This is a genomic window from Streptomyces sp. NPDC031064 (assembly GCF_055570965.1).
The window spans coordinates 51455-77333 of sequence record NZ_JBVIGF010000007.1 but is presented as its reverse complement, the minus strand read 5'-3'; the positions used below and the strand labels follow the sequence as shown (position 1 = coordinate 77333).

Here is a 25879-nt window from a genome sequence, read left to right as displayed (position 1 = left end):
CCCGTCCCGTCACCGGGTCAGCAGGCGCCGAGGTCCTGCCAGACACCCCACTCGCCGGTGGTGCCGGGCTCCTCGCCCTTGGTCCACCACTTCGCCTTCCAGGTACGGGACGCATGGGACACCGTGGAACCGCCGCCGTACTCGGTCGCCGCGCTCCACGCCGGCGCGGTGCACGCACCGGGCGTCGGGGTCGGCGTCGGAGTCGGGGTCGGCGTGGGCGTCGGGGTCGGCGTGGGCGTCGGGTCCGTACCCGAGCCGGGGTCCACCACCGTCACGCCCCGCGCCAGGTCACCGGCGAGCGCGTAGGTCGTACCGCCGATGTTCACCGTCCAGTTCCACGGGGTCGACACCGGCAGGTAGTAGTTGAACGACAGGTCCACCGAGGCGCCCGGGGCCAGCGTCTGCCAGGCCGGCAGCTTCAGCGAGACGCGGTGGAAGTCGCCCTTCAAACCGCCCACGTTGGCGCCCGTGTGGTCGCTGCTGATCACCTTCGTACCGAAGCCCGACTGGTCCGAGGCATTGCCCGGCGCGGCCGTGGAGTAGTCGAACTGGAACTCCGTGCCGCCCGGCAGCGTGGTCCGGGTGTTGTTCGTGATCTTCAGCTTCGGCGTGATCGGGTAGTTGGAGTCACCGAGCTTGAACTCGCCGAACTCCACACCGATGTTCACCGCCTTGGCGGGCAGCGCCTTGTTCGACACCTTCGCGCCGTACGGCGTGGCCGCCTTGAACTTGTCGTACATCAGCGAGGTCAGCGTGGAACCCGGCTCGTACTGCCCCTTGGCCGCGTTCCAGCCGTAGTCACCGGCCAGCTCCCACACCATCGTGCCGCCGATGCCCTTGTCCACCACGTAGTCGGCCTTGCGGGCCACCGACTGCTCGTCCTCCGTGGACAGGAAGACCTTCTTCTCGGCGTTCCAGAGCCACGGCGCGACCAGCGTGGAGTCGTACTTGCGGGCGTACGTGCCGGTCAGCCGGGTGTCGGCCGGGAAGCCGTACTTCGTCAGGTAGTCGCCGACGACGCCCTTCTCCAGGTTCTTGGCGTGCCACATCGGGTTGGAGCCGGCCGGGGACTCCTTGCCGTTGTCGTCCTTGTCGTGCCAGAGGTTGTCGATGCCGACGGCGCCGTCACCGCACTTGGTCAGGCCGGAACCGGCCGGGCAGGTGGTCGCGGCCGCCTTGCCCCACAGGCCGTCCGTGCCGCCCTGCACGTTCTTGTGACCGCGCGTGTAGTAGGGCAGGCCGATGTTGATGCGGCCGGCCGGCATGGAGCCGCGGAAGTAGTGGTACGCCCAGTCGGTGTTGAGGTAGCCGATCCCCCCGTACTGCTGGCTGCCGTAGACGCCCGCCGCCGCCAGCTCCGCGTCCTTGCCGTCGTCGAACAGCGAGGCGTTCGGGCCGACGTACTCGTTCCAGGCGCCGTGCAGGTCGTAGGACATGATGTTGACGTAGTCCAGGTACTTCTGGACCTGGAAGGTCTCCATGCCGCGCAGCAGGTAGCCGGAGGAGGGGGCCGCGACGGTGAGCAGGTAGTGCTTCCCGTCGGCCGCGCCCGCCCGGTCGAGCTTCTCGCGCAGCGTCTTCATCAGCGCCGCGTAGCCCTTCACCAGGCCGGCCCGGCGGGGGTTGGATACGGAGTAGTCGAGCGGGTTGCCCGCGTCCTTCATCGAGGTCGGGTACTCGTAGTCGATGTCGACGCCGTTGAAGCCGTACTTCTTGATGAACGCGACCGCCGAGTCGGCGAAGGTGTCGATCCCCGCCTGGTTGACCGAGCCGTCGGCGTTGGTCGCCATCGAGTAGAAGCCACCGGAATTGACGCGCTTGCCGCTGTCGTCGAAGTACCCGCCGGTCTCGGCCCAGCCGCCCACCGAGATCAGCGTCTTGACGTCCGGATGCTGCTTCTTGAACTTGTTCAGCAGATTGAAATGCCCCTTGTAGGTGTACGAGGGGTCCATCTCGGCGCCCGCGACGCCGGGCCACGTCATGCCGGTGGCGGCGTTGTTCGGGCCGTCCGTGCCGACCGACAGTTGGTTGGCGGAGTCGATGTGGCCGAAGGCGTAGTTGATGTGGGTGACCTTGTCCCACGGGATGTTCGAGGCGAGGTAGGCGGGCGTGCCGTCCTTGCCGGTGCGCCAGCCGGTGAAGTAGCCGATGACGCGCCGCTGGTGGTCGGCGCCCATCTTCTCGCGGCCCTCGGTGTCGTAGACCGAGCAGTACGGGACGGTGACGCCGGGTGTGGTGTGCAGGCCGTCGGGGCGACAGGCCTGGTGGTCGGTGGCGGCGTGGGAGACGCCACCGGAGAGCGAGCCGAGCAGCAGCCCGGCGGCGGCGGCGCCGGACGCGAGCAGCGTGGCTCGTCTGTGTGTGGGGGACAGCACGGTCGGTTCCTCCTGGGGAGGGTTCGGGGCACACAACTGACTGGGTGATGGGTCGTGTTGGGCCCTGGCGTGCGCACACCGGCGGGCCGACTCCGTGGAGGTGACGCAGAGATTAAAAGGACTAGACCAGGCGGTCAATAGGTCTGGACCACTTCAACCGACCGGTCGGCCTGTGAGGCAGGACACAGCCATCGCCCGCATGGGTGACGATCAGGCGTGGCACACTGGCCCTGTATCAGCAGCAGCGCACTCCGGGGTCGGTGTAATTCCGAACCGGCGGTTACAGTCCGCGACCCGGCCGCATCCAGTGGCCGGTTGACCAGGTGAAATTCCTGGACCGACGGTGAAAGTCCGGATGGGAGGCAGTGCGCGGCGGGTGACCCCTCCATGGGGCGGCCGGCCGTATGCCGCTGGTCGCCGACGTCCGGCGACCGGTGTCGTCGGCCTCGCGTCCCCCCGTGCGGTGGTGTCGTTGCCCGCTCTTCTGTCGTCATCGACAGGCCCCGGAGTCCGCGCCCGAAGAGGCAGGAGGACCCGGTGGCCGCAGCGGACCCGACCGGCACGGCAGACCCGGCCGACGTTGCCGCCATGCGCCGAGCCGTCGCGCTCGCCTCCCGTGGACTCGGCTCCACCAGCCCCAACCCGGTCGTCGGATGCGTCGTCCACGACGCCTCCGGGCACGAGGTCGGCGCCGGCTGGCACGAGCGCGCCGGCGGCCCGCACGCCGAGGTCCACGCCCTGCGCCAGGCCGGCGTCCTCGCCCGCGGCGGCACCGCGTACGTCACGCTCGAACCCTGCAACCACACCGGCCGCACCGGCCCCTGCGCCCAGGCCCTGATCGAGGCCGGGATCGCCCGCGTCGTGTACGCGGTCGGGGACCCGAACCCCCAGGCCACCGGTGGCGCCGACACCCTCCGGGCAGCCGGCGTCGAGGTCGTCGCCGGGGTCCTGGAGGCCGAGGCCGAGGCCGGCAACGCCGCCTGGCTCACCTCCGTACGCCTCGGCCGCCCCTACGTGCTGTGGAAGTACGCCGCCACCCTCGACGGCCGCGTCGCCGCCCAGGACGGCACCAGCCGCTGGATCAGCTCGCCCGAGTCCCGCGCCGACGTCCACCGGCTGCGCGCCGAGGCCGACGCGGTCGTCGTCGGCTCCGGCACCGCCCGCGCGGACGACCCGCACCTCGCGGTACGCGTCGTCGCGGACACGGAAGCAGCCGCCGTCCAGCCGCTGCGCGTCGTCGTCGACACCGGGGCCACCGCCGTCCGCCCCGGCGCTCGCGTCCTGGACGACGCCGCGCCGACCCTGATCGCGGTCGCCGAGGACGCCGAGCCGGACCTGCCCGGCACCGACGTCGTACGCCTTCCCCGCGCGGGGAAGGGGCTGTCCGTACCGGCCCTGCTGGCCGCCCTGCACGAGCGCGGCGTCCGCTCCGTACTCCTCGAAGGCGGCCCGGCCCTCGCCGGGTCCTTCGTCGCCGCGGGAGCCGTCGACAAGGTCGTCGGCTACCTCGCCCCGGTCCTCCTCGGCGCGGGCCCCGCCGCCCTCGCCGACGCCGGGATCACCACCATCACCGAGGCGCTGCGGCTCGACGTCACCGAGATCGTGCGCATCGGCCCCGATCTTCGTGTCACCGCCGTCCCCGCCGTCCCCGCCACCCCCAAGGAGCGCTGAGCGTGTTCACCGGAATCGTCGAAGAGCTGGGTGAGGTCACCGCCGTCGAGAACCTCGGCGACTCCTCCCGCTTCCGCCTGCGCGGCCCCCTCGTCACCGAGGACGCCAAGCACGGCGACTCGATCGCCGTCAACGGCGTCTGCCTCACCGTCGTGGAGACCGCCGACGGCGAGTTCACCGCAGACGTGATGGCCGAGACGCTGGGCCGCTCCAGCCTCGGCGCGCTCGGCCCCGGCTCCCGGGTCAACCTGGAGCGGCCCATGGCGGTCGGCGACCGGCTCGGCGGCCACATCGTCCAGGGCCACGTCGACGGCACCGGCACCATCCTCGCGCGCACGCCCTCCGAGAACTGGGAGATCGTCAAGATCTCCCTCCCGGACGCCCTGCGCCGGTACGTCGTCGAGAAGGGCTCCATCACGGTCGACGGCGTCAGCCTCACCGTCGTCGACGCCGGCGCGGACCACTTCACCGTCAGCCTCATCCCGACGACCCTCGCCCTGACCACGCTCGGCATCAAGGAGCCCGGCGACCCGGTCAACCTGGAGGTCGACGTCATCGCCAAGTACGTCGAGCGCATGCTCGGCGACCGCACCGGGGGGACGGCCGAGTGAACTGGCTCAACCAGCTCGACTGGCTGAACTCCGAGGCCTTCACCGCCTTCGGCCAGCGCATCATGTGGTCCGACATGATCGGCAACACGATCGGTCTGATCGCCCTCGCGCTCGGCTGGCGGCGCTCCATCCTCACCTGGCCCGCGCAGCTCCTCTCCGGCGTCATCCTCATCGCCGCCTACGCCTCCGCCCAGCTCAGCGGTGGCGTCGGCAAGCAGCTCCTTATCATCGGCGTCGCCGCCTGGGGCTGGCACCAGTGGTCCCGGGGCCGGCAGCAGGCCCAGGACGGCTCCATCGCCGTCCGGTTCGCCACCTGGAAGGAGCGCGGACTGCTCCTCGCGGGCGCCGTCCTCGGCACCCTCGCGGTCGGCGGGCTGTTCACGCTGTACCCGTCGCTCTCCTGGAGCCCGTGGGCCGACGCCTACATCTTCGTCGGGACGCTCGTCGCGATGGTCGCCCAGGCCAGGGGCCTGGTGGAGTTCTGGTTCGCCTGGCTCCTCGTCGACCTCGTCGGTGTCCCGCTCGCCTTCAGCAGCGGCCTGGCCTTCTCCGGCCTGGTGTACGTGATCTATTTCGCCCTCGTGCTGTGGGGCATGCGCGACTGGTGGCTCCGGACGCGCACTCCCGCTCTGGAAGGAACGTTCTCGTGAGCGACGCATGCGCGGCCGCCGGGCCGCAGCCGACTCCCATGCCCGCACCTCCGCGCCGCGCAGGCGGAGAAGCTCATGAAAGGGGCACGTCATGACCGCGCTCACCGTCTGGGACGCCACGGACCTCGCCCTCGACCCCGTCGAGCAGGCCATTCGTGACATCGCCGCCGGCCGCCCCGTCGTGGTCGTCGACGACGAGGACCGCGAGAACGAGGGCGACCTCGTCATCGCCGCCGAGAAGGCGACCCCCGAGATCGTCGCCTTCATGATGAGCGAGTGCCGCGGCCTGATCTGCGCCCCCATGGAGGGCGACGAGCTGGACCGCCTCCAGCTCCCGCAGATGGTCGGCGACAACACCGAGTCCATGAAGACTGCCTTCACCGTCTCGGTCGACGCGGCCCCCGTCCATGGCGTCACCACCGGCATCTCCGCCGCCGACCGCGCCACCACCCTCCAGCTCCTGGCCGGCGGCACCGCCGGGCCGGCCGACTTCGTCCGCCCCGGCCACGTCTTCCCGCTGCGCGCCCAGCCCGGCGGCGTCCTCGTCCGCAACGGGCACACCGAGGCCGCCGTCGACCTCGCCCGGCTCGCCGGACTCCGCCCGGCCGGCGCGATCGTCGAGATCGCCGGCGAGGACGGCGTCATGCTGCGCCTGCCCGAGCTGGTCCCCTTCGCCCGCAAGCACGGCCTGACGATCATCTCGATCGAGGACCTCATCGCCTACCGCCGCAGCAACGAGCCGACCGTCCGCCGCGAGGCCGAGGTACGGCTGCCGACCGCGCACGGCGAGTACACCGCCTACGGCTACCGCTCCACCGTCGACGGCGTCGAGCACATCGCGCTCGTCCACGGCGACCTCGGCGACGGCGAGGACGTCCTGGTCAGGGTCCACTCCGAGTGCCTGACCGGCGACATCTTCCACTCGCAGCGCTGCGACTGCGGGCCCCAGCTCCAGGCCTCCATGGAGCGCGTCACCGAGGCCGGCCGAGGCGTCGTCGTCTACCTCCGCGGCCACGAGGGACGCGGCATCGGCCTGCTGTCCAAGCTGCGCGCCTACGAGCTCCAGGAGCGCGGCCACGACACCCTCGACGCCAACCTGGAACTCGGCCTGCCCGCCGACGCCCGCGACTACGCCGCCGGCGCCCAGATGCTCGCCGACCTCGGCGTACGCAGCCTCCGGCTGATGACCAACAACCCCGACAAGGTCGACGCCCTCGTCCGGTACGGGCTGACCGTCAACGGCCGCGAGCCCATGCCCGTCCAGGCGGGCGAGCACAACCTCCGGTACCTGCGCACCAAGCGCGACCGGATGGGCCACGACCTGCCCTGGCTCGACGCGGCCGCCGGCGCGTCGCCCTGCAACAACCAGTAAGACAGCCAGACCCACCAGCAAGGAGACACCGACGTGAGCGGCAAGGGCGCACCCGAACTGAGCGTGAAGAACTGCGGCGACCTCCGGGTCGCCGTGATCGCGGCCCAGTGGCACGAGAAGATCATGGACGGCCTCGTCAACGGCGCCCTGCGCGCCCTGCACGAGCTCGGCATCGACGAGCCGACCCTGCTGCGGGTCCCGGGCAGCTTCGAGCTCCCGGTCGTCGCCAAGGTCCTCGCCGGCCGCGGCTACGACGCGATCGTCGCGCTCGGCGTCGTCATCCGGGGCGGCACCCCCCACTTCGAGTACGTGTGCCAGGGCGTCACCCAGGGCCTCGTCCAGGTCTCCGTCGACACCGGCGTCCCCGTCGGCTTCGGCGTCCTGACCTGCGACACCGAGGAGCAGGCCCTGGACCGGGCCGGCCTGGAGGGCTCGAACGAGGACAAGGGCCACGAAGCGGTCACCGCCGCCGTCGCCACCGCGACCACACTGCGCACGGTCAGCGAACCCTGGCGCTGAGTGTCCCCGGGCACCCCGTACTCTTAGGACCATCATGGCGAACAAAACCTTCGAAGAGCTCTTCGCCGAGCTGGAGCTCAAGGCCAAGACCGGCGACCCCGCCACCTCCCGCACCGCAGAGCTGGTGGACAAGGGCGTCCATGCCATCGGCAAGAAGGTCGTCGAGGAGGCCGCCGAGGTCTGGATGGCCGCCGAGTACGAGGGCAAGGAAGCCGCCGCCGAGGAGATCTCGCAGCTCCTGTACCACGTCCAGGTGATGATGGTCGCCCGCGGGATCTCACTCGACGACGTCTACGCCCACCTCTGATCCCACCCCCGTTCCCCACCTCCTTTTCACAGTTAGGAAGCACGCCCCATGCTGCGCATCGCCGTCCCCAACAAGGGTTCACTGTCCGGACCTGCGTCGGCGATGCTCCATGAGGCCGGCTACCAGCAGCGCAAGGAGTCCAAGGAACTGGTGATGGTCGACCCGGAGAACGAGGTCGAGTTCTTCTACCTCCGCCCCCGCGACATCGCCATCTACGTCAGCTCCGGCAAGCTCGACATCGGCATCACCGGCCGCGACCTGCTGCTGGACTCCGGCGCCAACGCCGAGGAGATCCTCCAGCTCGGCTTCGCCCGCTCCACCTTCCGGTACGCCACCAAGCCCGGCACGGCGACCGGCCCCGCCGACTTCGGCGGCATGACGATCGCCACCTCCTACGAGGGCATCGTCGCCAAGCACCTCGCCGACCAGGGCATCGACGCCTCCGTCGTTCACCTCGACGGCGCGGTCGAGACCGCCATCGAGCTCGGCGTCGCCCAGATCATCGCCGACGTCGTGGAGACCGGCACCTCGCTGCGCAACGCCGGCCTGGAGGTCATCGGCGAGCCGATCCTCAAGTCCGAGGCCGTCGTCATCCGCCGCACCGGCGCCCCCACCGACGACCCGAAGGTGCAGCAGTTCCTGCGCCGCCTCCAGGGCGTCCTGGTGGCCCGCAGTTACGTGATGATGGACTACGACTGCCGGGTGGAGCACCTGGAACAGGCCGTCGCCCTCACGCCGGGCCTGGAGTCGCCGACCGTCTCGCCGCTCCACCACGAGGGCTGGGTCGCCGTCCGCGCCATGGTCCCCGCCAGGGAAGCGCAGCGGATCATGGACGATCTGTACGCGCTCGGCGCACGCGCCATCCTGACCACCGAGATCCATGCCTGCCGCCTCTGACGTGACCAGGACCCACATGTCCGACACCCAGCTCCCCGTGCTCCCGGTCACCTTCCGGCCCACCCGCACCCGGGTGGTTCTGCTGACCGTGGGCGCGGTGATGTTCGCCGTCATCACGGCCGTCGCCCTGATGCTGGAGAAGCTCGGGGCGGGGGAGCGCGCGAGCTTCATCTTCGTCGCCGCGCTCTTCTTCGCCGTCCTGGCGCTCCTCAGCCGCCCCAAGGTCGTCGCCGACGACGAGGGCGTCACGGTCGTCAACCTCACCAGGACACGCCGGCTGGCGTGGGCGGAGATCCTCCAGGTGAACCTGCGCGAGGGCGACCCCTGGGTCTTCCTCGACCTCAGCGACGGCACCAGCATGCCCGCCCTGGGCATCCAGCCCGGCATCGGCAAGCAGCGGGCCATCCGCGACGCGCGCGCCCTGCGTCTGCTCGCCGAGACCCGCGGCACAGGAGTGGACGGCACCTGACCAGGGCGAACCCGCCCGTGTCGCTCGTATGGGCGGCAGCCCCCTGCCCCATCGGGGGCCGACGTGATTACTCTTATGGCGGTGGCGCCGAGCGCGCCACCGCCTCGCGCGTACGGCCGAAAAACACGCACCACCCGGCCGGCGGGGCACCTGCGACCCGAGGAGTGATTCCCTCCAGCAATGGACGGATCGTCCGGTAGTACCTGCGCCGCCCCCTCCGAGGAGGCGGCGGCATGACCATCCCCCTCCTGCTGCTCGCCGCGGCATTCCTTCTCATCCTCGCCAACGGCTTCTTCGTGGCGGCCGAGTTCGGCCTCGTCACCGTGGAGCGGGCGGACGCCGAACGCGCCGCCGCCGAGGGCGACCGGCGGGCCCGTACCGTCGTCAAGGCGCTGAAGGAGCTGTCCTTCCAGCTCTCCGGCACCCAGCTCGGCATCACCATCACCTCGCTCGTCGTCGGCATGCTCGCCGAGCCCGCGCTCGCCCAGCTCCTCGACGGGCCGCTCACCGCGACCGGACTGCCCGAAGGGGCCGTCTCCGGCGTCGCGGTGGTCATCGGCATGCTGGGCGCCTCCGCCGTCCAGATGGTGATCGGCGAACTCGTCCCCAAGAACTGGGCCGTCTCCCGGCCCTTGCAGGTCGCGCGGTTCGTCGCCGGCCCGCAGCACCTGTTCTCGGCCGCCTTCCGGCCGGTCATCGCCCTGCTGAACGCCGTCGCCAACCGGCTCGTGCGGCTGCTGGGCGTCGAACCCACCGAGGAGCTCGCCTCCGCCCGCACGCCCGGCGAGCTGGTCTCGCTCGCCCGGCACTCCGCGCGGGCCGGCGCCCTCGAACAGGACACGGCCGACCTCTTCGTCCGGACCCTGACGCTGGGCGGGCTCACCGCCCAGCACGTGATGACCCCGCGCGTGAAGGTCAACGCGCTGCGGACCGACGCCACCGCGGCCGACGTCGTCAACCTGACCCGGGCCACCGGCCTTTCCCGCTTCCCCGTCTACCGCGAGCGCATCGACGAGATCGTCGGCATGGTCCACCTCAAGGACGCGCTCGCCGTGCCCGCGCACGAGCGGCTGCGCACCCCGGTGGGCCGGGTCGCCGTCCCGCCGCTGCTCGTCCCCGAGACGCTGCCCGCCCAAGCGCTGCTGGAGCGGCTGCGCAGCGAGCAGCCGATCGCCGTCGTCGTCGACGAGTACGGCGGCACCGCCGGAGTGGTGACCCTGGAGGACATCGTCGAGGAACTCGTCGGCGAGGTCCGCGACGAGCACGACGCCGAGGGCGACGACCTGCCCGAACTGGCCGCCGTCCCGGCCGAGGACGGCCACCCCGCGTGGGAGGCCGACGGCAGTTGCCGTGTCCACACCCTGAAGCGGATAGGCCTCGACGTCCCCGACGGGCCGTACGAGACGGTCGCCGGGCTCGTCGCCGACCTGCTCGGCCGCATCCCGGCCCCCGGCGACCGCGCCGAACTGCCCGGCTGGCGCCTGTCCGTGCGCCAGGTGGACCGGTACCGCGCCGAGCGCGTCAAGCTGGTCCGCACGGCCGACGCCCTGGCGGAGGCCGCCCGATGAGCGTCCTCCAACTGCTCTTCGCGGGCCTGCTCGTGCTCGCGAACGGCTTCTTCGTGGGCGCCGAGTTCGCCCTCGTGTCCGTGCGCCGCAGCCAGATCGAACCGCTCGGCCCCGGCTCCAAGCGGGCCCGCCAGGTCCTGTACGGCCTGGAGAACCTGCCACAGATGATGGCCGCCGCGCAGTTCGGCATCACCGTCTGCTCGCTCACCCTCGGCGCGGTCGCCGAACCGACCGTGGCGCACCTGCTGGAGCCGGTCTTCCACGCCGTGCACCTGCCCGAGGGCCTGATCCATCCGCTCGGTTACGTCATCGCGCTGGCCGTGGTGGTCTTCCTGCACCTCGTCATCGGCGAGATGCTCCCGAAGAACCTCGCCATGGCCGCCCCCGAGAAGACCGCGCTGTGGCTGAGCCCCGCCCTGGTCGGCTTCGCCCGGCTGTGCCGCCCCGTGACGGCGGCCCTCGGCGCCTGCTCCCGCCTGGTGCTGCGGGCGTTCCGGGTCGAGCCGAAGGACGAGGTGGAGGCGGTGTTCACCAGCGCCCAGCTCGGCCGGCTCGTCGAGGACGCCGGCCAGGCCGGGCTGCTCGACCCGGCCGAGCAGGAACGGCTGGAGGACGCGTTGGAGCTGGGCAGCCGCCCGGTGTCCGACGTCCTCATCCCGCGTTCGTCCCTGGTGACGGTCTCCCCGTCGGTCACCCCGGCCGAGGTCGAGGAGCTGACCGTCCGCACCGGGTACTCCCGGTTCCCGGTGTGCGCGGAGGGCGGCGGCGGTGTCTTCATGGGATTCGTGCACGTCAAGGACGTACTGGACCTGGAGGACGCCGACCGGGCCGTACCGCAGCACGTGTGGCGCCCGATGGCGACGCTCCGTTCGGAGCTGCCGCTCGACGACGCCCTCACCGTGATGCGCCGCGCCGCCACGCACCTGGCCCAGGTCGCCGACGCGTCCGGCCGGGTGCTGGGCCTGGTCGCGCTGGAGGACGTCCTCGAAATGCTGGTCGGCGAGGTCCGCGACCCGGCGCACCGCTCGGCGACCCCCCTGGTCCCGGCGGTCGCGCCCCCGGCGGCGCCCCCCGCTCCGCTCGACGCCCCGCCACCGGCCGACCCGACCGCCGACTCCGGCCTCGACCCGGGTCCGGGCCCGGCCGCGGGCCCGGGTCAGGCGCAGGGCGTCCTGACGGCCTGAGTGCCGCGGGACCCGGGCCCAGCGGTCAGTAACCCGTCGGCCCCGGTCCGCCGGGGGAGGCCGGCGGGTCCTGGGGGCCCCGGGGTGCGGGGCCGCGGCCCGAGAGGACCTCGCCGTACGCCTGCATCAGGTCCGGCAGGCGGAGCGTGGCGAGGTCCTCCCGGGTGGGCGTGCCGGAGTAGCCGGACAGCCGCAGGTCGCGGTACGCGCACGACTTCTCGTACAGCGTGCGCAGGAACCGGCCGTTGCCCAGCTCGTCGATCCAGCCCTGTTCGACGACGTGGCCGCTGATCGAGCGCAGCTCGTCCAGGGCCTCCTCGTCCCACACGTCGTCGTTCGCCGCCGCCAGCACCTCGCCGATCGCGGTGAGTTCCAGTGGCCGGTACGAGGGGAAGTCGACCCGCGTGGTGAAGCGGGACGACAGGCCCGGGTTGGTGGCGAGGAGCCGGTCCATGCCCTCCGGGTAGCCGGCCAGGATGACCACCAGGTGGTCACGGTTGTCCTCGGCGCGCTTGAGGAGCACCTGGAGCGCCTCGTCGCCGTACGCGTCGCCCTTGCTGTACCCGGAGTTGGACAGGGAGTACGCCTCGTCCACGAACAGCACCCCGCCCAGCGCCGAGTCGATCAGCTCGTTCGCCTTCACGGCGGTCTGTCCGAGGAACTCGCCGACGAGGTCGGACCGCTGGGCCTCCACGAGGTGGTCGCCGCCCAGCAGCCCGAGCGCGTAGAAGACCCGGCCGAGAATTCTGGCGACCGTGGTCTTCCCCGTGCCGGAGGGACCCGAAAAGACAAAGTGACGTTTCGGCGGCTGCACCGGAAGGCCCTGCTCGGCCCGCAGCCGCGCCATTTCGAGCTGCGCCGAGAGCGCCTTGACCTGCCGCTTCACCGGCTCCAGGCCCACCATGCGCTCCAGCTCTGCGAGCGCCTCGGCCAGCAGTGCCGGGTCCGTGGGGCTCGCGGGGAACGCCGGGCGGCGCGACCGCCCGGGCGAGGGGGCCTGCTCGCGTGCGCCGTGGGCGGGCCCCGGGGGCTGGGCCGGCGGCTGGGACCCAAGCTGACCGGGCGGCGGACCGGGTGCCTGACCGGGCGGCTGGGACTGCGGGTCGCCGCCGCGACGGAGCCCGTCGCCGGGCGGGGCGTCCGGGGCGTCGGGGAGGTCCACGGTGTCCTGCCCGACGCCCGCCAGCGACACGGCCGCCAGGTCGGCGGCCGGGTCGTCGGAGCCGTCGAACCCGTCGTACTCGGCGATCGCCGCCAGCCGCGCGGCGGTGTCCATGAAGGCCGGGTCGATCCGGTGCACGGCCCGGTACAGGGGGAGCGCGGCGGCGCTGCGGCCCGTTCCCTCGCGGGCGCGGGCCAGCCAGTAGCGCAGTTCCTTGCGCTGCGGCTGCTCGCTGCGGCAGCGCATCAGGGCGGCGGACAGCATGGGCTCGGCCTGCCCGTACATCTCCAGGCGGACCCGCGCCATGCCGCCGAACAGCCCGGCCTCGATGCCCAGCAGCGGATCGTTCACCAGCGGTTCGGTGTGGCGGACGAGCTGGTCCCAGTCCTTGACCAGGTAGGCCCGGCAGGCGTGCAGGAAGCGCACCTGCGGGTCGGTGTCGACGGGCGGCAGCCCGGCCAGCGCCCGGTCCAGCTCCGGCACGTGGCGGCCGTCCAGCCAGTGCGAAGCGTGCGCGAGGAGCAGGTCGCGCGGGCTCTCCAGCACGGGCTGGACCCACCAGCCGAGCCAGTACCAGGAGTTCAGCGTGCGGCGGTGGCGGGCGCGCTGCTCACCGAAGCGGTCCCGGTTGCGGTACATCCGCAGCAGCGCGGTCGTCGTGTCGACCCGCAGCGCGTGCAGTCCGAGCCAGGCGTCGGCCATTCCGGGATCGATCCGCACCGCCGCCCGGAACTCCTCCTCCGCCTGCGGATACGCACCCATGGTGTAGGCGTCCACGCCGCGCAGCCAGGCGAGGTCGGCCGGGGCCTGCGTGCCCTGCGTGCCGATGTCCATCGGGTCCCCCACAAACCGTGTCCCCGTACCGGTCCGCCGGGCGGCCGCCCGCCGGAAGCCTTCCCAATCGCCCTCTCATGAACGGGATTTGACCGCACCGAGGGGCATCGTACCGGCACGGGGAGTGTGCGCTTAAGGGCGCGTGAGGGTTCCGCGAGCGGCGCGGGCGCCGTCCGGCGCCTCGTGAGGGCCGTCGCCGGCCCGCCGGGAATGGTCACCGACGGTGAGCGCCGGGGTCGTCGAGCGGCGCCGACGCGGGAAGGTGGGGGCAGAACGAAGCCCCCGATCACGGGGGAACAACCGGGGGCTTCGCGTCTGCGACGGCTTCGGAAAGCCGCACATTGAGAACGTAAGACCTGTACGGCTCGTCGGTCAAGCGAAGTTGGGGCACTCTCGAGGCTGATTTCCGACTGCTCAGTACGGCTGCGAAAGTCAGTCACGCTCCGTGACGGTCTGGTTCGCAACTGCTGTCACAGCAGGTCCCGGCAGCCACTCGTACCCCACCGCACACTCCCGTACCAGCGCATGGGCGTAGGGCCGGGACGGGTCCACCGCGAAGTGCTCCTTCTCCGCCGCCGTCCACCCCTCCCAGAACGCGTACTGCGCCGGTCCGTCCCGGTGGCGGCCCCGTTCCCAGGACTCCTCGGCGCCCCGCTCCATCCACAGCAGCCTCGCCAGGTACGGCCGCAGGGCGCGCCGCCCGGCGCCCACGCCCTCGATGAGGACGACCGGGGCCGGGGGGAGGAGCCGGGGCGGGCCGAAGCGGCGAAGATTCCAGTCGTACGGGTGAACGTGCGCGACCTCGCCACGGGTCAGCGGTTCGAGTACCTCGGTCCGGAGCCGCTCCGTCCAGGCGAAGAGCTCCTCGTGCGTGGCGATGTCGTCCAGGTGGAGCACCGGGGCGCCGCCGAGCGCCGCCGCGAGCCGGCCGGCGAACGTGGACTTGCCCGAACCGGCGTGGCCGTCGACCGCGACCAGCCGGACGGGCCCGCAGGAGGGCGGCAGCGCGCGCAGCGCGGCGGCGGGGCGGTCGAGGTCGTCCATGCCGACCACCCTACAAAGCCACAGGTGGAGACCAATATTGGTGCCGCGACGCGATGCCGCGTTGCTGGCCGAGCCCTGCCCGAAACGGGATAGTGGGCGCATCTGTCGTGTACTTGTCGCCCCGTCCGTACACCTGTCTGGGGGTCATACCGCCATGACCGACGCCACCGCGCCGCCCGCACTCCCGCCGGCCGTCCCGTCCGCACCCTCCTCGGCGCCCTCGGGCGCGCCGCGGCGGACCGTCCTCGCCGCCGCGCTGGCCGTGGCCGGGAGCGCGGTGGCGACCTCCGCCTCGGCCGCCTCCGCCGCGCCCGCCCCGGCCTCCCTCACGTCCGGGCCGGCGCCCGCCACCGTTCCGCCCGCGTCCGCCGGGGAGGCGGCGCACGGCCTCGTCGACAACCGCTTCTGGACCTCGTGCACCGACTGGCGTTCCGGCACCGGCACGGGCACCCGCGCCCTCGCCGGCCGCCGCCCCGCGCTGGTGATCGACGCCCCCGCCGGGCGCACCGAGTACACCGATCCGCACACCGGAACGAAGGCGACCTGGGAGTACGCCACCTGGATCTCGCCCGAGCACGTCTCCACGGTTCCGGCGACCGAGGTCGTCGCCTCGTGGAACGCCGACACCCCGGCCGGCACCTGGATCGCGGTCGAGCTGAAGGGCCGTTACTCGGACGGCTCCGAGACGCCCTGGTACGTGATGGGCCGATGGGCGGCTGGCGACGGCGACATCCGGCGCACCTCGGTCGACGGCCAGAAGGACGGCAGGAGCAGCGTCTGGACCGACACCTTCGCGATCGACGCCCCCGCGAGCGGTCTGCGCCTGGCCTCGTACCGGCTGCGGCTCACGCTGCACCGGAGGCCCGGCACGAAGCTGACCCCGACCGTCTGGCGGGTGGGCGCCATGGCGTCGGACATCCCCGACCGCTTCACCGTGCCCGCCTCCGAGCCGGGCCTGGCCCGTGAGCTGGTGGTCCCGCGCTACTCGCAGAACACCCATATCGGGCAGTACCCGGAGTACGACAACGGCGGCGAGGCCTGGTGCAGCCCCACCTCCTCCCAGATGATCATCGAGTACTGGGGCCGCAAGCCCACCGCGGAGGACCTGGCCTGGGTGAACCCCGCCTTCGCCGACCCACAGGTCTGCCACGCCGCCCGCTTCACCTACGACCACCAGTACGAGGGCTGCGGCAACTGGCCCTTCAACGCCGCCTACGCCGCCACGTACGACGACATGAGCGCGGTGGTCACCCGGCTGCGGTCGCTGACCGAGCTGGAGACGCTGATCCGGGCCGGCATCCCGGCCATCACCTCGCAGTCGTTCCTCAAGGAGGAGCTGACGGGCGCGGGCTACGGCACGGCGGGCCACCTGATGACCGTGATCGGGTTCACGGCCTCCGGCGACGTGATCGCCAACGACCCGGCGTCCCCGACCAACGAGGCGGTACGCCGGGTCTACCGGCGCCGGGAGTGGGAGAACATCTGGCTGCGGACCAAGCGTTACAACGCGACCGGGAAGGTGGTCTCCGGCACCGGCGGCGTCTGCTACCTGTACTGGCCCGCCCACCCCACGACCGCGCAGCGCGAGGCCCTGGAGGCGGTCGGCGTCCGCTGAGCGCCCGCCGGGGGTGTGCGCACGGCCGGGTGGGACGGCGGCCGGGCAGTGATGAACGTCTCTACCCCGGAGGCCGTCCGCGCTGGCACTGTGGGGAGGTCCCCACATCGGTCGAAAGAGCGGGAAACCATGACCACGAACGCCGCCGCCGTCGCCGCCCCCCGTGCCCGTACCGGAGGCCCCAAGGACGACGGCCCCCAGCTCCTGGAGCACGTCCTGGGCTGGGTGCTCGTCGTCGTCTTCGCCATGCTGGTCACGCGGGTCGGCCTGCTGTGACGGGTGCCGAGGTCGCGCCGGGTTCGGGAGCCGGTGGAGCGCTCACGGCCACCCCGTGACGGGAGGCCCCCGATCGGGCATACTCAACCCGCCACAGCCGCTGGTCAGCCGATTCCGTGATCCGGGAGGGCAGCATCGGCAAGGCAGTGAGACCCGGCGGCGCCGCCCAACCCTTCGCGCGCGCCCGCCGCAGCGCCCGACAGGGAGGAGAGCGCCCCCATGCCCGACCGCGCCCCGCAGCCGGTGGAACGTGAGCTGCCCACCGAGGAATCCAGGGATCTGATCGCCCTGGTCCGTGAGATCGTCCAGCGGGAGATCGCTCCGCGCGCGGCCGAGGAGGAGGACGCCGGGCACTTCCCGCGTGAGATCTTCGCCCTCCTCTCCGAATCCGGACTGCTCGGCCTGCCGTACGACTCCGGCTTCGGCGGCGGCGACCAGCCGTACGCGGTCTACCTCCAGGTGCTCGAGGAACTCGCCGCCGCCCGCCTCACCGTGGGCCTCGGCGTCAGCGTCCACTCGCTCGCCTGCCACGCCCTGGCCAACTACGGCACCAAGGAGCAGAAGGCCGACCACCTGCCCGCCATGCTGGGCGGCGGCCTCCTCGGCGCGTACTGCCTGTCCGAGCCCTCGTCCGGCTCCGACGCGGCCTCACTGCGTACGAAGGCGGTCCGCGACGGTGACGACTGGATCATCACCGGCACCAAGGCGTGGATCACGCATGGCGGGGTCGCCGACTTCTACACGGTGCTGGCCCGCACGGGCGGTGAGGGGGCGCGCGGCATCACCGCGTTCCTGGTCCCCGGTGACGCCGAGGGGCTCTCGGCCGCGGCGCCCGAGAAGAAGATGGGCATGAAGGGCTCGCCCACCGCCCAGCTCCACTTCGACGGCGTACGCGTCCCCGACGCGCGCCGGATCGGGGAGGAGGGGCAGGGCTTCGCCATCGCCCTCTCGGCGCTGGACTCCGGTCGCCTCGGCATCGCCGCGTGCGCCATCGGCGTCGCCCAGGCGGCGCTGGACGAGGCGGTCGCCTACGCCACCGGGCGGCAGCAGTTCGGGCGCCCCATCGCCGACTTCCAGGGGCTGCGGTTCATGCTGGCCGACATGGCCACCCAGATCGAGGCCGGGCGCGCGCTGTACCTGGCCGCCGCCCGGCTGCGGGACGCCGGCCGGCCCTTCTCCCGCGAGGCGGCCATGGCCAAGCTGTTCTGCACGGACGCGGCGATGAGGGTCACCACCGACGCGGTCCAGGTGCTCGGCGGGTACGGCTACACCGCGGACTTCCCGGTCGAGCGCTATATGCGCGAGGCGAAGGTGCTCCAGATCGTCGAGGGCACCAACCAGATCCAGCGGATGGTCATCGCCCGTCACGTCGTGGGCCCCGAGAGCCGCTGACCTCCCCGGGGAACGCCGGGGATCGCCACACCGGTGCCGCCGTGAGCCTGGTCCACTCCTGGTCGCGGCGGCCCGGGACGGTTCTGCCGCTGTCGGCCCAGTGACGGATCAACGCCCGGTAGATGGGCGGATCGGCGGGCTGCGGAACCGTTTCTTCCGGCCTCAGGACCACGCGGCTCACGCCGTAGCCGCTCGTCGGGTACGTCGAGTACAGCGAGTTCATGCCCGGCCAACGCCGCGCGGTCCCGCCTGGTCACCGCCCGCCCGATTCGGGCGCCAGTTCGCCCCCCGCCCGCCGCTGAGGCGCGTGGCGGGGTGCGGTCCGGGGCCGGCACGCGTCTGGCCACGGCACGGGAGCTGACGTACCGTCAAATCCCGTTGCCGTCACCGGAGGTCAGCGTGTCGTCCGACGACCGACCGATCGCGCTCGACGAGTACCCCGTCCACCAGGCGCCGCTGTCGATGAAGCACCACGTCAGCGGCGACCGCAACGCCTACGACCGGTGCATCTTCCACGTCCTCGACCACCGGGGGCGCGCCCTGCTGATCGCCGGCCTCGGCGTCTACCCCAACACCGGGGTCATCGACGCCTACGCGACCCTCCGCACCGGGGACCGGCTGCGCGCCGTCCGGGCCTCCGACGCCCTGACCGACGACCGCCTCGACCTCTCGGTCGGCCCGCTGCGCATCACCGTCGACGAACCGCTGCGCCGGCTGACCCTCCACTGCGCCCCCGACCCCGCCGACCCCGACTCCTTCTCCTACGACATCACCTGGACCGCGGACTTCCCCGCCGTCTGGGAGCCGCACCACACCCAGCGCCGCGGCGGCCGGCTCGTCCTCGAAGGCCGCCGCTTCGTCCAGGCCGGTCAGTGCACGGGCGTCATCAGGGTCGCCGGCGAGGAGATACCGGTGACGGCGGGGGAGTGGACCGGGACGCGCGACCGGAGCTGGGGAGTGCGCCCCATCCCCGGCGAGGAGGCGGGCCGCGCGGACGAGTTCCGCCCCGAGGGCTTCCACTGGCTCTGGATCCCCATGCGGTTCGACGACCGCTTCCTGATGGTCATCGCCCAGGAGGACGCGGATGGGTACCGCACCCTCAACGAAGCCCTCCTCGTCCGCGACGGCCACCGCGACACCCAGCTCGGCTGGCCCCACACCGACATCACGTACCGCCCCGGGACCCGCCACCCCGAGCGTGCCGTCATCCACCTCACCGACCCCGCGCGCGGGTCCCTGGAGATCGGCGTCGACGTCCTCACCTCCTCCCCGCTCGCCCTCGGCGCCGGCTATCCCCCCGCGACCGACTGGCAGCACGGCACCTGGCGGGGACGGGGCTGGACCGACCGGTGCGGGTACGACCTGTCCGATCCGGACGCCCACCCCATGGCCGCCTACGGCGTCACCGACCACGCCGCCCGCTTCACCCTCGACGGTCGTACCGGCTACGGCATCTTCGAGCACGGCAGCTTCGGCCGTCACGACCCGAGCGGCTTCACCGGCTACTGAAACGCCGCGTCCGGCTTCGCGAGCTGCTGGAACGCCTTGTTCCGGTTCGGGCCCGTGAGGTCGCACCGGCCACTGAACGCGCGCCCCGCCCGGGCCCGCGCGGTCCCACGGCCACCGAACACCGCCCCCGGCGCCGACCCGCGAGGAGCACCACCATGACCACGGCACCGCGCCCCCGCACCACCACCCGCGACCCCGAGGAACTCGCCGCCCGCCTCACCACCTGGCTGGGCACCCGCCTGCCCGGCGCACGCGTCGCCGACGTCGCCGTGCCCACGTCGAACGGCATGTCCAGCGAGACGCTCCTGTTCACCGTCGACCACCCCGACGCGCCCGTCCGCGCGTGCGCGCTGCGCCTGGCGGCCGACCCCGCCGCGTACACGGTCTTCCCCGTGTACGACATGGCGCGGCAGTACCGCGTGATGCGCCTGGTGGCCGAACACACCGACGTCCCCGTGCCCCGCGTGCTGTGGCTGGAGCGGGACCCGGCGCCGCTCGGCGCGCCCTTCTTCGTCATGGCCCGCGCCGAGGGCCGCGTACCGCCGGACGTCATGCCGTACACGTACGAAGGGAACTGGCTGCACGCCGCCACCGACGCCGAGCGCGCCCACCTCGAAGCCGCCACCGTCTCGGTCCTGGCGCGCCTGCACGACCAGTTCCCGCCCGGCGAGGCGGAGTTCCTCCTGCCCGCCGGGAAGGGCAGCCCCCTGCGTCGCCACGTCGACGCCCAACGCGCCTACTACGCCTGGGTGACCGACGGGCTGCCCCGCTCACCGCTGATCGAGACGGCCTTCGACCGGCTGGAGACCACCTGGCCCGCCGACGAAGGGCCGGCCGTGCTCACCTGGGGCGACGCGCGCATCGGCAACATCGTCTACGACGGCTTCGAACCCGCCGCCGTGCTCGACTGGGAGATGGCCGGCTGCGCCCCGCGCGAGGTCGACCTCGGCTGGACCGTGTACCTGCACCGGTTCTTCCAGGACCTGACCGTGAGCTTCGGCCAGCCGGGGCTGCCCGACTTCCTCCGCCGGGACGCCGTGGAGCGGCGCTATGCCGAACTCACCGGCCACACGCCGCGCGACATGGACTTCCACACCCTGTACGCGGCCCTGCGCCACGCCATCGTGATGCTCCGTATCGCCTACCGCCAGGCGCACTTCGGCGAAGTGGAGGTGCCCGAGGACCCGGACAGCCTGATCCTGCACCACGCCACACTCAGGGCGATGGTGCAGGACCGTTACTGGAAGGAGGTCTGAACGGCGATTGGGGCCGCAGGGGCTGACGTGACGTCAGGCGGCGCGCCGCATCGGCGGCACGTGGCGGTGGGCCGGGCGCGGCACCTTGATGGGGCGCGAGCCGGGCCCGCCCACGTGCGAGAAGGGCTGCGTACGCCAGTCGAGGCCCTGCGGGAGGGTCAGCAGCAGGGCGGTGTCCTGCTCCTGGAGCTCCAGGGACTCGTCGGCGGGGCGCGCGTCGGACGCCGCCCGGCCGGTGCCGGTGCACACCGTCAGCACGAACGGGTTCCACGGCGTGGGACACAGCGCGTGCTCCGGCAGCACGTCCTCGTCCGCCAGCAGTGCGATGGGCTGTGAGCAGTCCGGACAGATGACCCGGACCATCTCGAAAGTGTCATATGCGTCGACGTCGTCGTCCTCGTGGGATGCGACCGAATCAACAGGCTCCTGCATGGAGAATCTCCCCCTCGGGTGGGCCGACCAGGCTCTTGCGGCCTCGACCACAGCAAGCAATTCCCTTCCGCTCGCGCGAATAACCATCCGGTCACGAAGGACCCCGCCGCAAACCTGTGGTCTTCGTCACATGCCGCCCGCAGGTGCCCCCACGAGGTGCCTCCGACTGTGCCGCGAGGCACCAGGGGCAATAGGTTGACCGCATGGAGGAGCTGGATCGTCAGATCGTCGAGTTGCTCGTCAAGGACGGGCGCATGAGCTACACCGATCTGGGCAAGGCCACGGGCCTGTCCACCTCGGCGGTGCATCAGCGCGTCCGACGCCTCGAGCAGCGCGGAGTCATCCGCGGCTATGCCGCCGTCGTCGACCCCGAGGCGGTCGGCCTGCCGCTGACCGCGTTCATCTCGGTCAAACCGTTCGACCCCAGCGCCCCCGACGACATCGCGGACCGGCTCGCCGACATCCCCGAGATCGAGGCCTGCCACAGCGTCGCCGGCGACGAGAACTACATCCTCAAGGTGCGGGTGGCCACCCCCCTGGAGCTGGAGCACCTGCTCACCCGGATCCGTTCGCAGTCCGGCGTCTCCACCCGTACCACCGTGGTGCTCTCCACCCCCTACGAGGCCCGGCCACCCCGCGTATAGCCGCGTACTTAGGCTGGTCACCATGACCGAGAGCGAACACCGCACCGTGCTCCTGCGCGGTGGAGACGTCCACAGCCCCGCCGACCCCTTCGCCACCGCGATGGTCGTCGAACGCGGCCATGTCGCCTGGGTGGGATCCGAGGGCGCCGCCGACGCCTTCGCCTCCGGCGTGGACGAGGTGATCGACCTCGACGGCGCCCTGGTGACCCCCGCCTTCACCGACGCGCACGTCCACACCACGGCCACCGGGCTCGCCCTCACCGGCCTCGACCTGTCGGACACCCGTACCCTCGCCGAGGCCCTGGAGCGCGTACGGGCGCACAGCGCCGCCCGCCCCGCCGACCGGGTGCTCCTCGGCCAGGGCTGGGACGCCGCCCGCTGGCCGGAACAGCGCCCCCCGTCCCGTACCGAACTCGACGAGGCCACCGGCGGCCGGCCGCTCTACCTGCCGCGCGTCGACGTCCACTCCGCGGTCGTCACCACCGCCCTCCTCGACCTCGTGCCCGGCGTCACCGAGCTGCCCGGGTACCACCCCGACCAGCCGCTCACCGCCGCCGCGCACCACGCCGTACGGGCCGCCGCCCACGCCGCCGTCACCCCCGGCCAGCGCGCCGAGGCCCAGCGCGCCGCGCTGCGCCGGGCCGCCTCCCTCGGCATCGGCACCGTCCACGAGTGCGCGGGCCCCGAGATCTCCGACGAGGACGACTTCACCGCCCTGCTGGCCCTGGCGGCGGCGGAACCCGGCCCCCGGGTGGTCGGCTACTGGGCCGAGGCCGTGGCGGGCGAGAAGGACGCCCGGCGCGTCCGCGAACTGGGCGCCCTCGGCGCGGCCGGAGACCTCTTCGTGGACGGCTCCCTCGGCTCCCACACCGCGTGCCTGCACGAGCCGTACGCCGACGCGGGCCACACCGGTACCGCCCACCTCGACGCGGCCGCCGTCGCCGCGCACGTCACCGCCTGCACCGAGGCCGGGCTCCAGGCGGGCTTCCACGCCATCGGGGACGCCGCCGTCAGCACGGTCGTCGAAGGCGTACGCGCCGCCGCCGAGACGGTCGGCCTGGCACGCGTGCGTGCCGCCCGCCACCGGGTCGAGCACGCCGAGATGCTCACTCCCGAGACGATCGCCGCCTTCGCCGAGCTCGGCCTCACCGCCTCCGTACAGCCCGCCTTCGACGCCGCCTGGGGCGGTGAGGACGGCATGTACGCCCAGCGCCTGGGCGCCGAGCGGGCGCGCACGCTCAACCCCTACGCCGCGCTGCTGCGCGCCGGTGTCCCCCTGGCCTTCGGCTCCGACAGCCCCGTCACCCCGCTGGACCCCTGGGGCACCGTCCGGGCCGCCGCCTTCCACCGCACCCCGGAGCACCGGATCTCGGTCCGCGCGGGCTTCACGGCCCACACCCGGGGCGGCTGGCGCGCCACCGGCCGGGACGACGCCGGGATCCTGGTGCCCGGGGCCCCCGCCGACTACGCGGTCTGGCGCACCGGCGAGCTGGTCGTCCAGGCGCCCGACGACCGCGTGGCCCGCTGGTCCACCGACCCGCGCTCCGGAACGCCCGGCCTGCCCGATCTCACCCCCGGCGCCGCCCTGCCCGTCTGCCTGCGGACCGTCGTCGCCGGACGCACGGTCTTCCTGCGACCGAACGAGTGACGTAAAGGCGGCGCGCGCCCGCGCCGCCGCTGTCCAAAGGCCGTCCGCGACCTGCGGATCTTCCCCTCTGACCTGCTGTTTCCGTCAATCGCCGCAGGTCGGGCGGGTGTTGACAGCGAGCGGTCGGCGGCGGGTAGGTTCGGCCGGGTCCACCACAGGACGTCCGACCGGTCGACCTCCACGCAGTCGTCGAACGCCGCTGGGCCACGGGGTGGTGTGCCGCACCGGCGCACCACCACTGGGAGCCAGGTCCAGCGCCCGCGCCTCGGGGGCGAGGGAAGGTTTTCGCCGGCTGGAGGTCCCCCCTGCTCTCCGGGAGCTCGGGGGAGGTGCGACCCGGGTGGGGCCCGGACGTTCAGTAGACAACGGCTCTCGGTCGACCCGCAGCCAGCGGGCCCCAGGTCGGCCCGAAGGACGTCGGGGCCCACTCGCGCCCGCCCCGATCCCACCCGCCGGATTCCCTTTCGCACCGCCGCCGCGACGGGTCCCGCCGGGGGCTCGCTATGGTGGTGATCCGTGTACGGACGTAAGGGGCAGCAGTGAACGACGGTGGCCAGAGGCGCTACGGCCCGCTCGGCAGAGCCTTGGTGATCATCCCGACCTACAACGAGGCCGAGAACATCAAGCCGATCGTGTCCCGGGTGCGCGCCGCCGTGCCCGACGCCGACATCCTCGTCGCCGACGACAACAGCCCGGACGGCACCGGCAAGCTGGCCGACGAGCTGGCCGCCGAGGACGGGCAGGTCCACGTCCTGCACCGGAAGGGCAAGGAAGGGCTCGGAGCGGCCTACCTGGCGGGCTTCCGCTGGGGCATCGAGCACGGTTACGGCGTCCTGGTGGAGATGGACGCCGACGGCTCCCACCAGCCCGAGGAGCTGCCCCGGCTGCTGACCGCCCTCAAGGGCGCGGACCTCGTCCTCGGCTCCCGCTGGGTGCCGGGCGGCCGGGTCGTGAACTGGCCCAAGTCCCGCGAGTTCCTCTCCCGTGGCGGCAGCACGTACTCGCGCCTCCTCCTCGACGTGCCCATCCGCGACGTCACCGGCGGCTTCCGGGCCTTCCGCAAGGAGACCCTGGAGGGCCTGGGGCTCGACGAGGTCGCGTCCCAGGGGTACTGCTTCCAGGTCGACCTGGCCCGCCGCGCGGTGGCCGCCGGGTACCACGTGGTCGAGGTGCCGATCACGTTCGTCGAGCGGGAGCTCGGCGACTCCAAGATGAGCCGGGACATCGTCGTCGAGGCGCTGTGGCGGGTCACCGCCTGGGGCGTCACCTCCCGGGCCGGCCGCGTCCTGGGCCGCAAGCGCTGATCGGTCCTTGCTGATCGGGTCCTTGCCGATCGGTCCTTTACGCCGTCCTGGCAGGCTGCCAGGCACACTGGGGGGCATGATGAACGGCGCACCGCCTCCTCTCGCCCGCAAGCCGCGCTCACGCGCCCGCAGCCTCGTTCCCCTCGGCATCGCCGCCTGGCTGGTGCTGGAGGTCTGGCTGCTCACCCTCGTGGCCGCCGAGGCCGGCGGGCTCGCCGTGCTCGCCCTGCTCGTCGGCGGCGGCGTGCTCGGCGCGGCGGTGATCAAGCGTGCCGGGCGGCAGGCGTTCCGTACGCTGACCGAAACGCTCCAGCAGCAGGGAGCGGGTCCCGGCGCGGGCCCCGCCGCCGACCGGGCGAGCACCGGAAACGGCTTCCTGATGCTCGGCGGGCTGCTGCTGATGCTGCCGGGCCTCATCTCCGACGCGGCGGGTCTGCTCCTCCTCGTCCCGCGCGTCCGCACCATGGCCGGGCGGTACGCGGAGAAGGCCCTGGAGCGCCGCTTGGGGGCCGTCGTGCCCGGCGGCTACGGCATGCACCGCCCCGACGGCAAGGTCGTCCAGGGCGAGGTCATCCACCGCGACACGCCCCACAACGACGAAACCCCCCGTCCGCCCCTGCCTCACTGACGCGTGCGGGCCTGGAACCACGGCCACCAAGGCGCCCGGCGCAGGGCCGCCCGCCCCGGGCGCGTGCGCCCCGGCGCCAGAACCGGTGCCGCAGGCGGTGCCGCGCCGCTGCGGGCGCGGGTACGGCGGAAGGCGTCCACCAGGCGGCCCGGCGCGGGGCGGCCCGCTACATGCGGCGCGGGGCCCGGCGGGGCGGCTGCCTCATGCGGCGCGGGGTACGGCGGCGGGCGGTGCCCAGCCGGTGGGGGCGCCGCGGGCCACCGGTTCGGCGCACGTCGATGGGGGTGCCCAGCCGGTTAGGGCGCTGCGGGGCACCCGTTCGGGGCGCACGCCGACGGGGTGCCCAGCCGGTGGGGGCGCCGTGGGGCACCCGTTCGGGGGCGCACGGCAAAGCCGCGGGGGGGGGGGGGGGGGGGGGGGGGGGGGGGCCGGGGGGGTTTCTGTTGGGGTTGGTGTGTGTGTTTTTTTCGGGCTCTTGCTCTTTTCTCGGGGCGCACAGATATCTCTTTGCG

The 25879-nt window shown here is 72.7% G+C and carries 23 protein-coding genes and 1 riboswitch; of the genes, 19 read left to right on the top strand and 4 right to left on the bottom strand.

What is annotated here, in order from left to right:
• Window positions 1–17 precede the first annotated feature (17 nt).
• On the bottom strand, window positions 18–2375 hold the full coding sequence (locus tag ACZ46W_RS24635) for a chitinase C-terminal domain-containing protein (RefSeq protein WP_468341341.1): 2358 nt from the start codon (window positions 2373–2375) through the stop codon (window positions 18–20).
• Between the two features lie 242 nt (window positions 2376–2617).
• A riboswitch (FMN riboswitch) is annotated at window positions 2618–2748 on the top strand.
• 215 nt (window positions 2749–2963) lie between these two features.
• On the opposite strand from ACZ46W_RS24635, the gene ribD reads away from it, so the two are divergent.
• The 10 genes from ribD to ACZ46W_RS24585 all read left to right on the top strand — a co-directional run bounded on the left by ribD (window position 2964) and on the right by ACZ46W_RS24585 (window position 11623).
• The gene (ribD, locus tag ACZ46W_RS24630) at window positions 2964–4046 is read left to right on the top strand and encodes a bifunctional diaminohydroxyphosphoribosylaminopyrimidine deaminase/5-amino-6-(5-phosphoribosylamino)uracil reductase RibD (protein ID WP_468342314.1); all 1083 of its coding nucleotides are present in this window, start codon (window positions 2964–2966) and stop codon (window positions 4044–4046) included.
• A 2-nt stretch (window positions 4047–4048) separates the two neighbouring features.
• Window positions 4049–4657 carry a riboflavin synthase gene (locus ACZ46W_RS24625; protein ID WP_468341338.1) on the top strand — a complete coding sequence of 203 codons (609 nt, stop codon included), beginning with the start codon at window positions 4049–4051 and terminating at the stop codon, window positions 4655–4657.
• A 62-nt stretch (window positions 4658–4719) separates the two neighbouring features.
• Window positions 4720–5307 carry a nicotinamide mononucleotide transporter family protein gene (locus ACZ46W_RS24620; protein ID WP_468342311.1) on the top strand — a complete coding sequence of 196 codons (588 nt, stop codon included), beginning with the start codon at window positions 4720–4722 and terminating at the stop codon, window positions 5305–5307.
• Window positions 5308–5398: 91 nt separating this feature from the next.
• Window positions 5399–6679 (top strand): bifunctional 3,4-dihydroxy-2-butanone-4-phosphate synthase/GTP cyclohydrolase II, encoded by a 1281-nt coding sequence (locus ACZ46W_RS24615; protein WP_468341335.1) that lies wholly within the window; start codon window positions 5399–5401, stop codon window positions 6677–6679.
• A 33-nt stretch (window positions 6680–6712) separates the two neighbouring features.
• Window positions 6713–7198, top strand: a complete 486-nt coding sequence (gene ribH, locus ACZ46W_RS24610; RefSeq protein WP_468341332.1) for a 6,7-dimethyl-8-ribityllumazine synthase — start codon at window positions 6713–6715, stop codon at window positions 7196–7198.
• A gap of 34 nt (window positions 7199–7232) precedes the next feature.
• Complete coding sequence (locus ACZ46W_RS24605) at window positions 7233–7505, top strand: phosphoribosyl-ATP diphosphatase (protein ID WP_031078175.1); 273 nt, start codon at window positions 7233–7235, stop codon at window positions 7503–7505.
• Window positions 7506–7553: 48 nt separating this feature from the next.
• On the top strand, window positions 7554–8402 hold the full coding sequence (hisG, locus tag ACZ46W_RS24600) for an ATP phosphoribosyltransferase (RefSeq protein ID WP_468341329.1): 849 nt from the start codon (window positions 7554–7556) through the stop codon (window positions 8400–8402).
• Between the two features lie 16 nt (window positions 8403–8418).
• Window positions 8419–8871: a PH domain-containing protein gene (locus ACZ46W_RS24595; RefSeq protein WP_468341326.1), complete on the top strand. Its 453-nt coding sequence runs from the start codon at window positions 8419–8421 to the stop codon at window positions 8869–8871.
• Window positions 8872–9104: 233 nt separating this feature from the next.
• Window positions 9105–10439, top strand: a complete 1335-nt coding sequence (locus tag ACZ46W_RS24590) for a hemolysin family protein (RefSeq protein ID WP_468341323.1) — start codon at window positions 9105–9107, stop codon at window positions 10437–10439.
• Window positions 10436–11623 carry a hemolysin family protein gene (locus tag ACZ46W_RS24585; RefSeq protein WP_468341320.1) on the top strand — a complete coding sequence of 396 codons (1188 nt, stop codon included), beginning with the start codon at window positions 10436–10438 and terminating at the stop codon, window positions 11621–11623. The genes ACZ46W_RS24590 and ACZ46W_RS24585 overlap by 4 nt, the downstream gene beginning before the upstream one ends.
• Window positions 11624–11648: 25 nt before the next feature.
• Here ACZ46W_RS24585 and ACZ46W_RS24580 read toward each other — a convergent pair whose 3' ends face one another.
• Window positions 11649–13619 (bottom strand): AAA family ATPase, encoded by a 1971-nt coding sequence (locus tag ACZ46W_RS24580; RefSeq protein WP_468341317.1) that lies wholly within the window; start codon window positions 13617–13619, stop codon window positions 11649–11651.
• 432 nt (window positions 13620–14051) lie between these two features.
• Window positions 14052–14663, bottom strand: coding sequence for a uridine kinase family protein (locus tag ACZ46W_RS24575; protein ID WP_468341314.1), 612 nt, complete (start codon window positions 14661–14663; stop codon window positions 14052–14054).
• A gap of 154 nt (window positions 14664–14817) precedes the next feature.
• On the opposite strand from ACZ46W_RS24575, the gene ACZ46W_RS24570 reads away from it, so the two are divergent.
• The 5 genes from ACZ46W_RS24570 to ACZ46W_RS24550 all read left to right on the top strand — a co-directional run bounded on the left by ACZ46W_RS24570 (window position 14818) and on the right by ACZ46W_RS24550 (window position 20711).
• Window positions 14818–16278: a peptidase C39 family protein gene (locus tag ACZ46W_RS24570; RefSeq protein ID WP_468341311.1), complete on the top strand. Its 1461-nt coding sequence runs from the start codon at window positions 14818–14820 to the stop codon at window positions 16276–16278.
• Between the two features lie 129 nt (window positions 16279–16407).
• Window positions 16408–16554 carry an SCO1431 family membrane protein gene (locus ACZ46W_RS24565; RefSeq protein WP_366130778.1) on the top strand — a complete coding sequence of 49 codons (147 nt, stop codon included), beginning with the start codon at window positions 16408–16410 and terminating at the stop codon, window positions 16552–16554.
• Window positions 16555–16773: 219 nt separating this feature from the next.
• Window positions 16774–17946, top strand: a complete 1173-nt coding sequence (locus ACZ46W_RS24560) for an acyl-CoA dehydrogenase family protein (RefSeq protein WP_468341308.1) — start codon at window positions 16774–16776, stop codon at window positions 17944–17946.
• 399 nt (window positions 17947–18345) lie between these two features.
• Window positions 18346–19455 (top strand): Rv3169 family protein, encoded by a 1110-nt coding sequence (locus tag ACZ46W_RS24555; RefSeq protein ID WP_468341305.1) that lies wholly within the window; start codon window positions 18346–18348, stop codon window positions 19453–19455.
• Window positions 19456–19610: 155 nt separating this feature from the next.
• Window positions 19611–20711, top strand: a complete 1101-nt coding sequence (locus ACZ46W_RS24550; protein WP_468341302.1) for a phosphotransferase family protein — start codon at window positions 19611–19613, stop codon at window positions 20709–20711.
• Window positions 20712–20744: 33 nt separating this feature from the next.
• On the opposite strand, the gene ACZ46W_RS24545 is transcribed toward ACZ46W_RS24550, so the two are convergent.
• Complete coding sequence (locus ACZ46W_RS24545; RefSeq protein WP_468341299.1) at window positions 20745–21143, bottom strand: hypothetical protein; 399 nt, start codon at window positions 21141–21143, stop codon at window positions 20745–20747.
• Between the two features lie 203 nt (window positions 21144–21346).
• On the opposite strand from ACZ46W_RS24545, the gene ACZ46W_RS24540 reads away from it, so the two are divergent.
• From ACZ46W_RS24540 to fxsA, 4 genes are all read left to right on the top strand, one after another.
• Window positions 21347–21787, top strand: a complete 441-nt coding sequence (locus ACZ46W_RS24540) for an Lrp/AsnC family transcriptional regulator (protein WP_236239047.1) — start codon at window positions 21347–21349, stop codon at window positions 21785–21787.
• A 22-nt stretch (window positions 21788–21809) separates the two neighbouring features.
• Complete coding sequence (locus ACZ46W_RS24535; protein ID WP_468341296.1) at window positions 21810–23435, top strand: amidohydrolase; 1626 nt, start codon at window positions 21810–21812, stop codon at window positions 23433–23435.
• 539 nt (window positions 23436–23974) lie between these two features.
• Window positions 23975–24739 (top strand): polyprenol monophosphomannose synthase, encoded by a 765-nt coding sequence (locus tag ACZ46W_RS24530; RefSeq protein ID WP_468341293.1) that lies wholly within the window; start codon window positions 23975–23977, stop codon window positions 24737–24739.
• A gap of 76 nt (window positions 24740–24815) precedes the next feature.
• Window positions 24816–25367 (top strand): FxsA family membrane protein, encoded by a 552-nt coding sequence (gene fxsA, locus ACZ46W_RS24525; RefSeq protein WP_468341290.1) that lies wholly within the window; start codon window positions 24816–24818, stop codon window positions 25365–25367.
• Window positions 25368–25879 lie beyond the last annotated feature (512 nt).

What these genes read in the sequence shown, in the direction of transcription:
- ACZ46W_RS24620 (WP_468342311.1), top strand. Translation starts at nt 4,720, where the DNA reads ATGTGGTCCGACATGATCGGCAACACGATCGGTCTGATCGCCCTCGCG.
- ribD (WP_468342314.1), top strand. Translation starts at nt 2,964, where the DNA reads ATGCGCCGAGCCGTCGCGCTCGCCTCCCGTGGACTCGGCTCCACCAGC.
- ACZ46W_RS24585 (WP_468341320.1), top strand. Translation starts at nt 10,436, where the DNA reads ATGAGCGTCCTCCAACTGCTCTTCGCGGGCCTGCTCGTGCTCGCGAAC.
- ACZ46W_RS24595 (WP_468341326.1), top strand. Translation starts at nt 8,419, where the DNA reads ATGTCCGACACCCAGCTCCCCGTGCTCCCGGTCACCTTCCGGCCCACC.
- ACZ46W_RS24535 (WP_468341296.1), top strand. Translation starts at nt 21,810, where the DNA reads ATGACCGAGAGCGAACACCGCACCGTGCTCCTGCGCGGTGGAGACGTC.
- ACZ46W_RS24560 (WP_468341308.1), top strand. Translation starts at nt 16,774, where the DNA reads ATGCCCGACCGCGCCCCGCAGCCGGTGGAACGTGAGCTGCCCACCGAG.
- ACZ46W_RS24540 (WP_236239047.1), top strand. Translation starts at nt 21,347, where the DNA reads ATGGAGGAGCTGGATCGTCAGATCGTCGAGTTGCTCGTCAAGGACGGG.
- ACZ46W_RS24580 (WP_468341317.1), bottom strand. Translation starts at nt 13,619, where the DNA reads ATGGACATCGGCACGCAGGGCACGCAGGCCCCGGCCGACCTCGCCTGG.
- ACZ46W_RS24605 (WP_031078175.1), top strand. Translation starts at nt 7,233, where the DNA reads ATGGCGAACAAAACCTTCGAAGAGCTCTTCGCCGAGCTGGAGCTCAAG.
- ACZ46W_RS24570 (WP_468341311.1), top strand. Translation starts at nt 14,818, where the DNA reads ATGACCGACGCCACCGCGCCGCCCGCACTCCCGCCGGCCGTCCCGTCC.
- fxsA (WP_468341290.1), top strand. Translation starts at nt 24,816, where the DNA reads ATGATGAACGGCGCACCGCCTCCTCTCGCCCGCAAGCCGCGCTCACGC.
- ACZ46W_RS24565 (WP_366130778.1), top strand. Translation starts at nt 16,408, where the DNA reads ATGACCACGAACGCCGCCGCCGTCGCCGCCCCCCGTGCCCGTACCGGA.
- ACZ46W_RS24575 (WP_468341314.1), bottom strand. Translation starts at nt 14,663, where the DNA reads ATGGACGACCTCGACCGCCCCGCCGCCGCGCTGCGCGCGCTGCCGCCC.
- ACZ46W_RS24550 (WP_468341302.1), top strand. Translation starts at nt 19,611, where the DNA reads ATGACCACGGCACCGCGCCCCCGCACCACCACCCGCGACCCCGAGGAA.
- ACZ46W_RS24590 (WP_468341323.1), top strand. Translation starts at nt 9,105, where the DNA reads ATGACCATCCCCCTCCTGCTGCTCGCCGCGGCATTCCTTCTCATCCTC.
- ACZ46W_RS24615 (WP_468341335.1), top strand. Translation starts at nt 5,399, where the DNA reads ATGACCGCGCTCACCGTCTGGGACGCCACGGACCTCGCCCTCGACCCC.
- hisG (WP_468341329.1), top strand. Translation starts at nt 7,554, where the DNA reads ATGCTGCGCATCGCCGTCCCCAACAAGGGTTCACTGTCCGGACCTGCG.
- ACZ46W_RS24545 (WP_468341299.1), bottom strand. Translation starts at nt 21,143, where the DNA reads ATGCAGGAGCCTGTTGATTCGGTCGCATCCCACGAGGACGACGACGTC.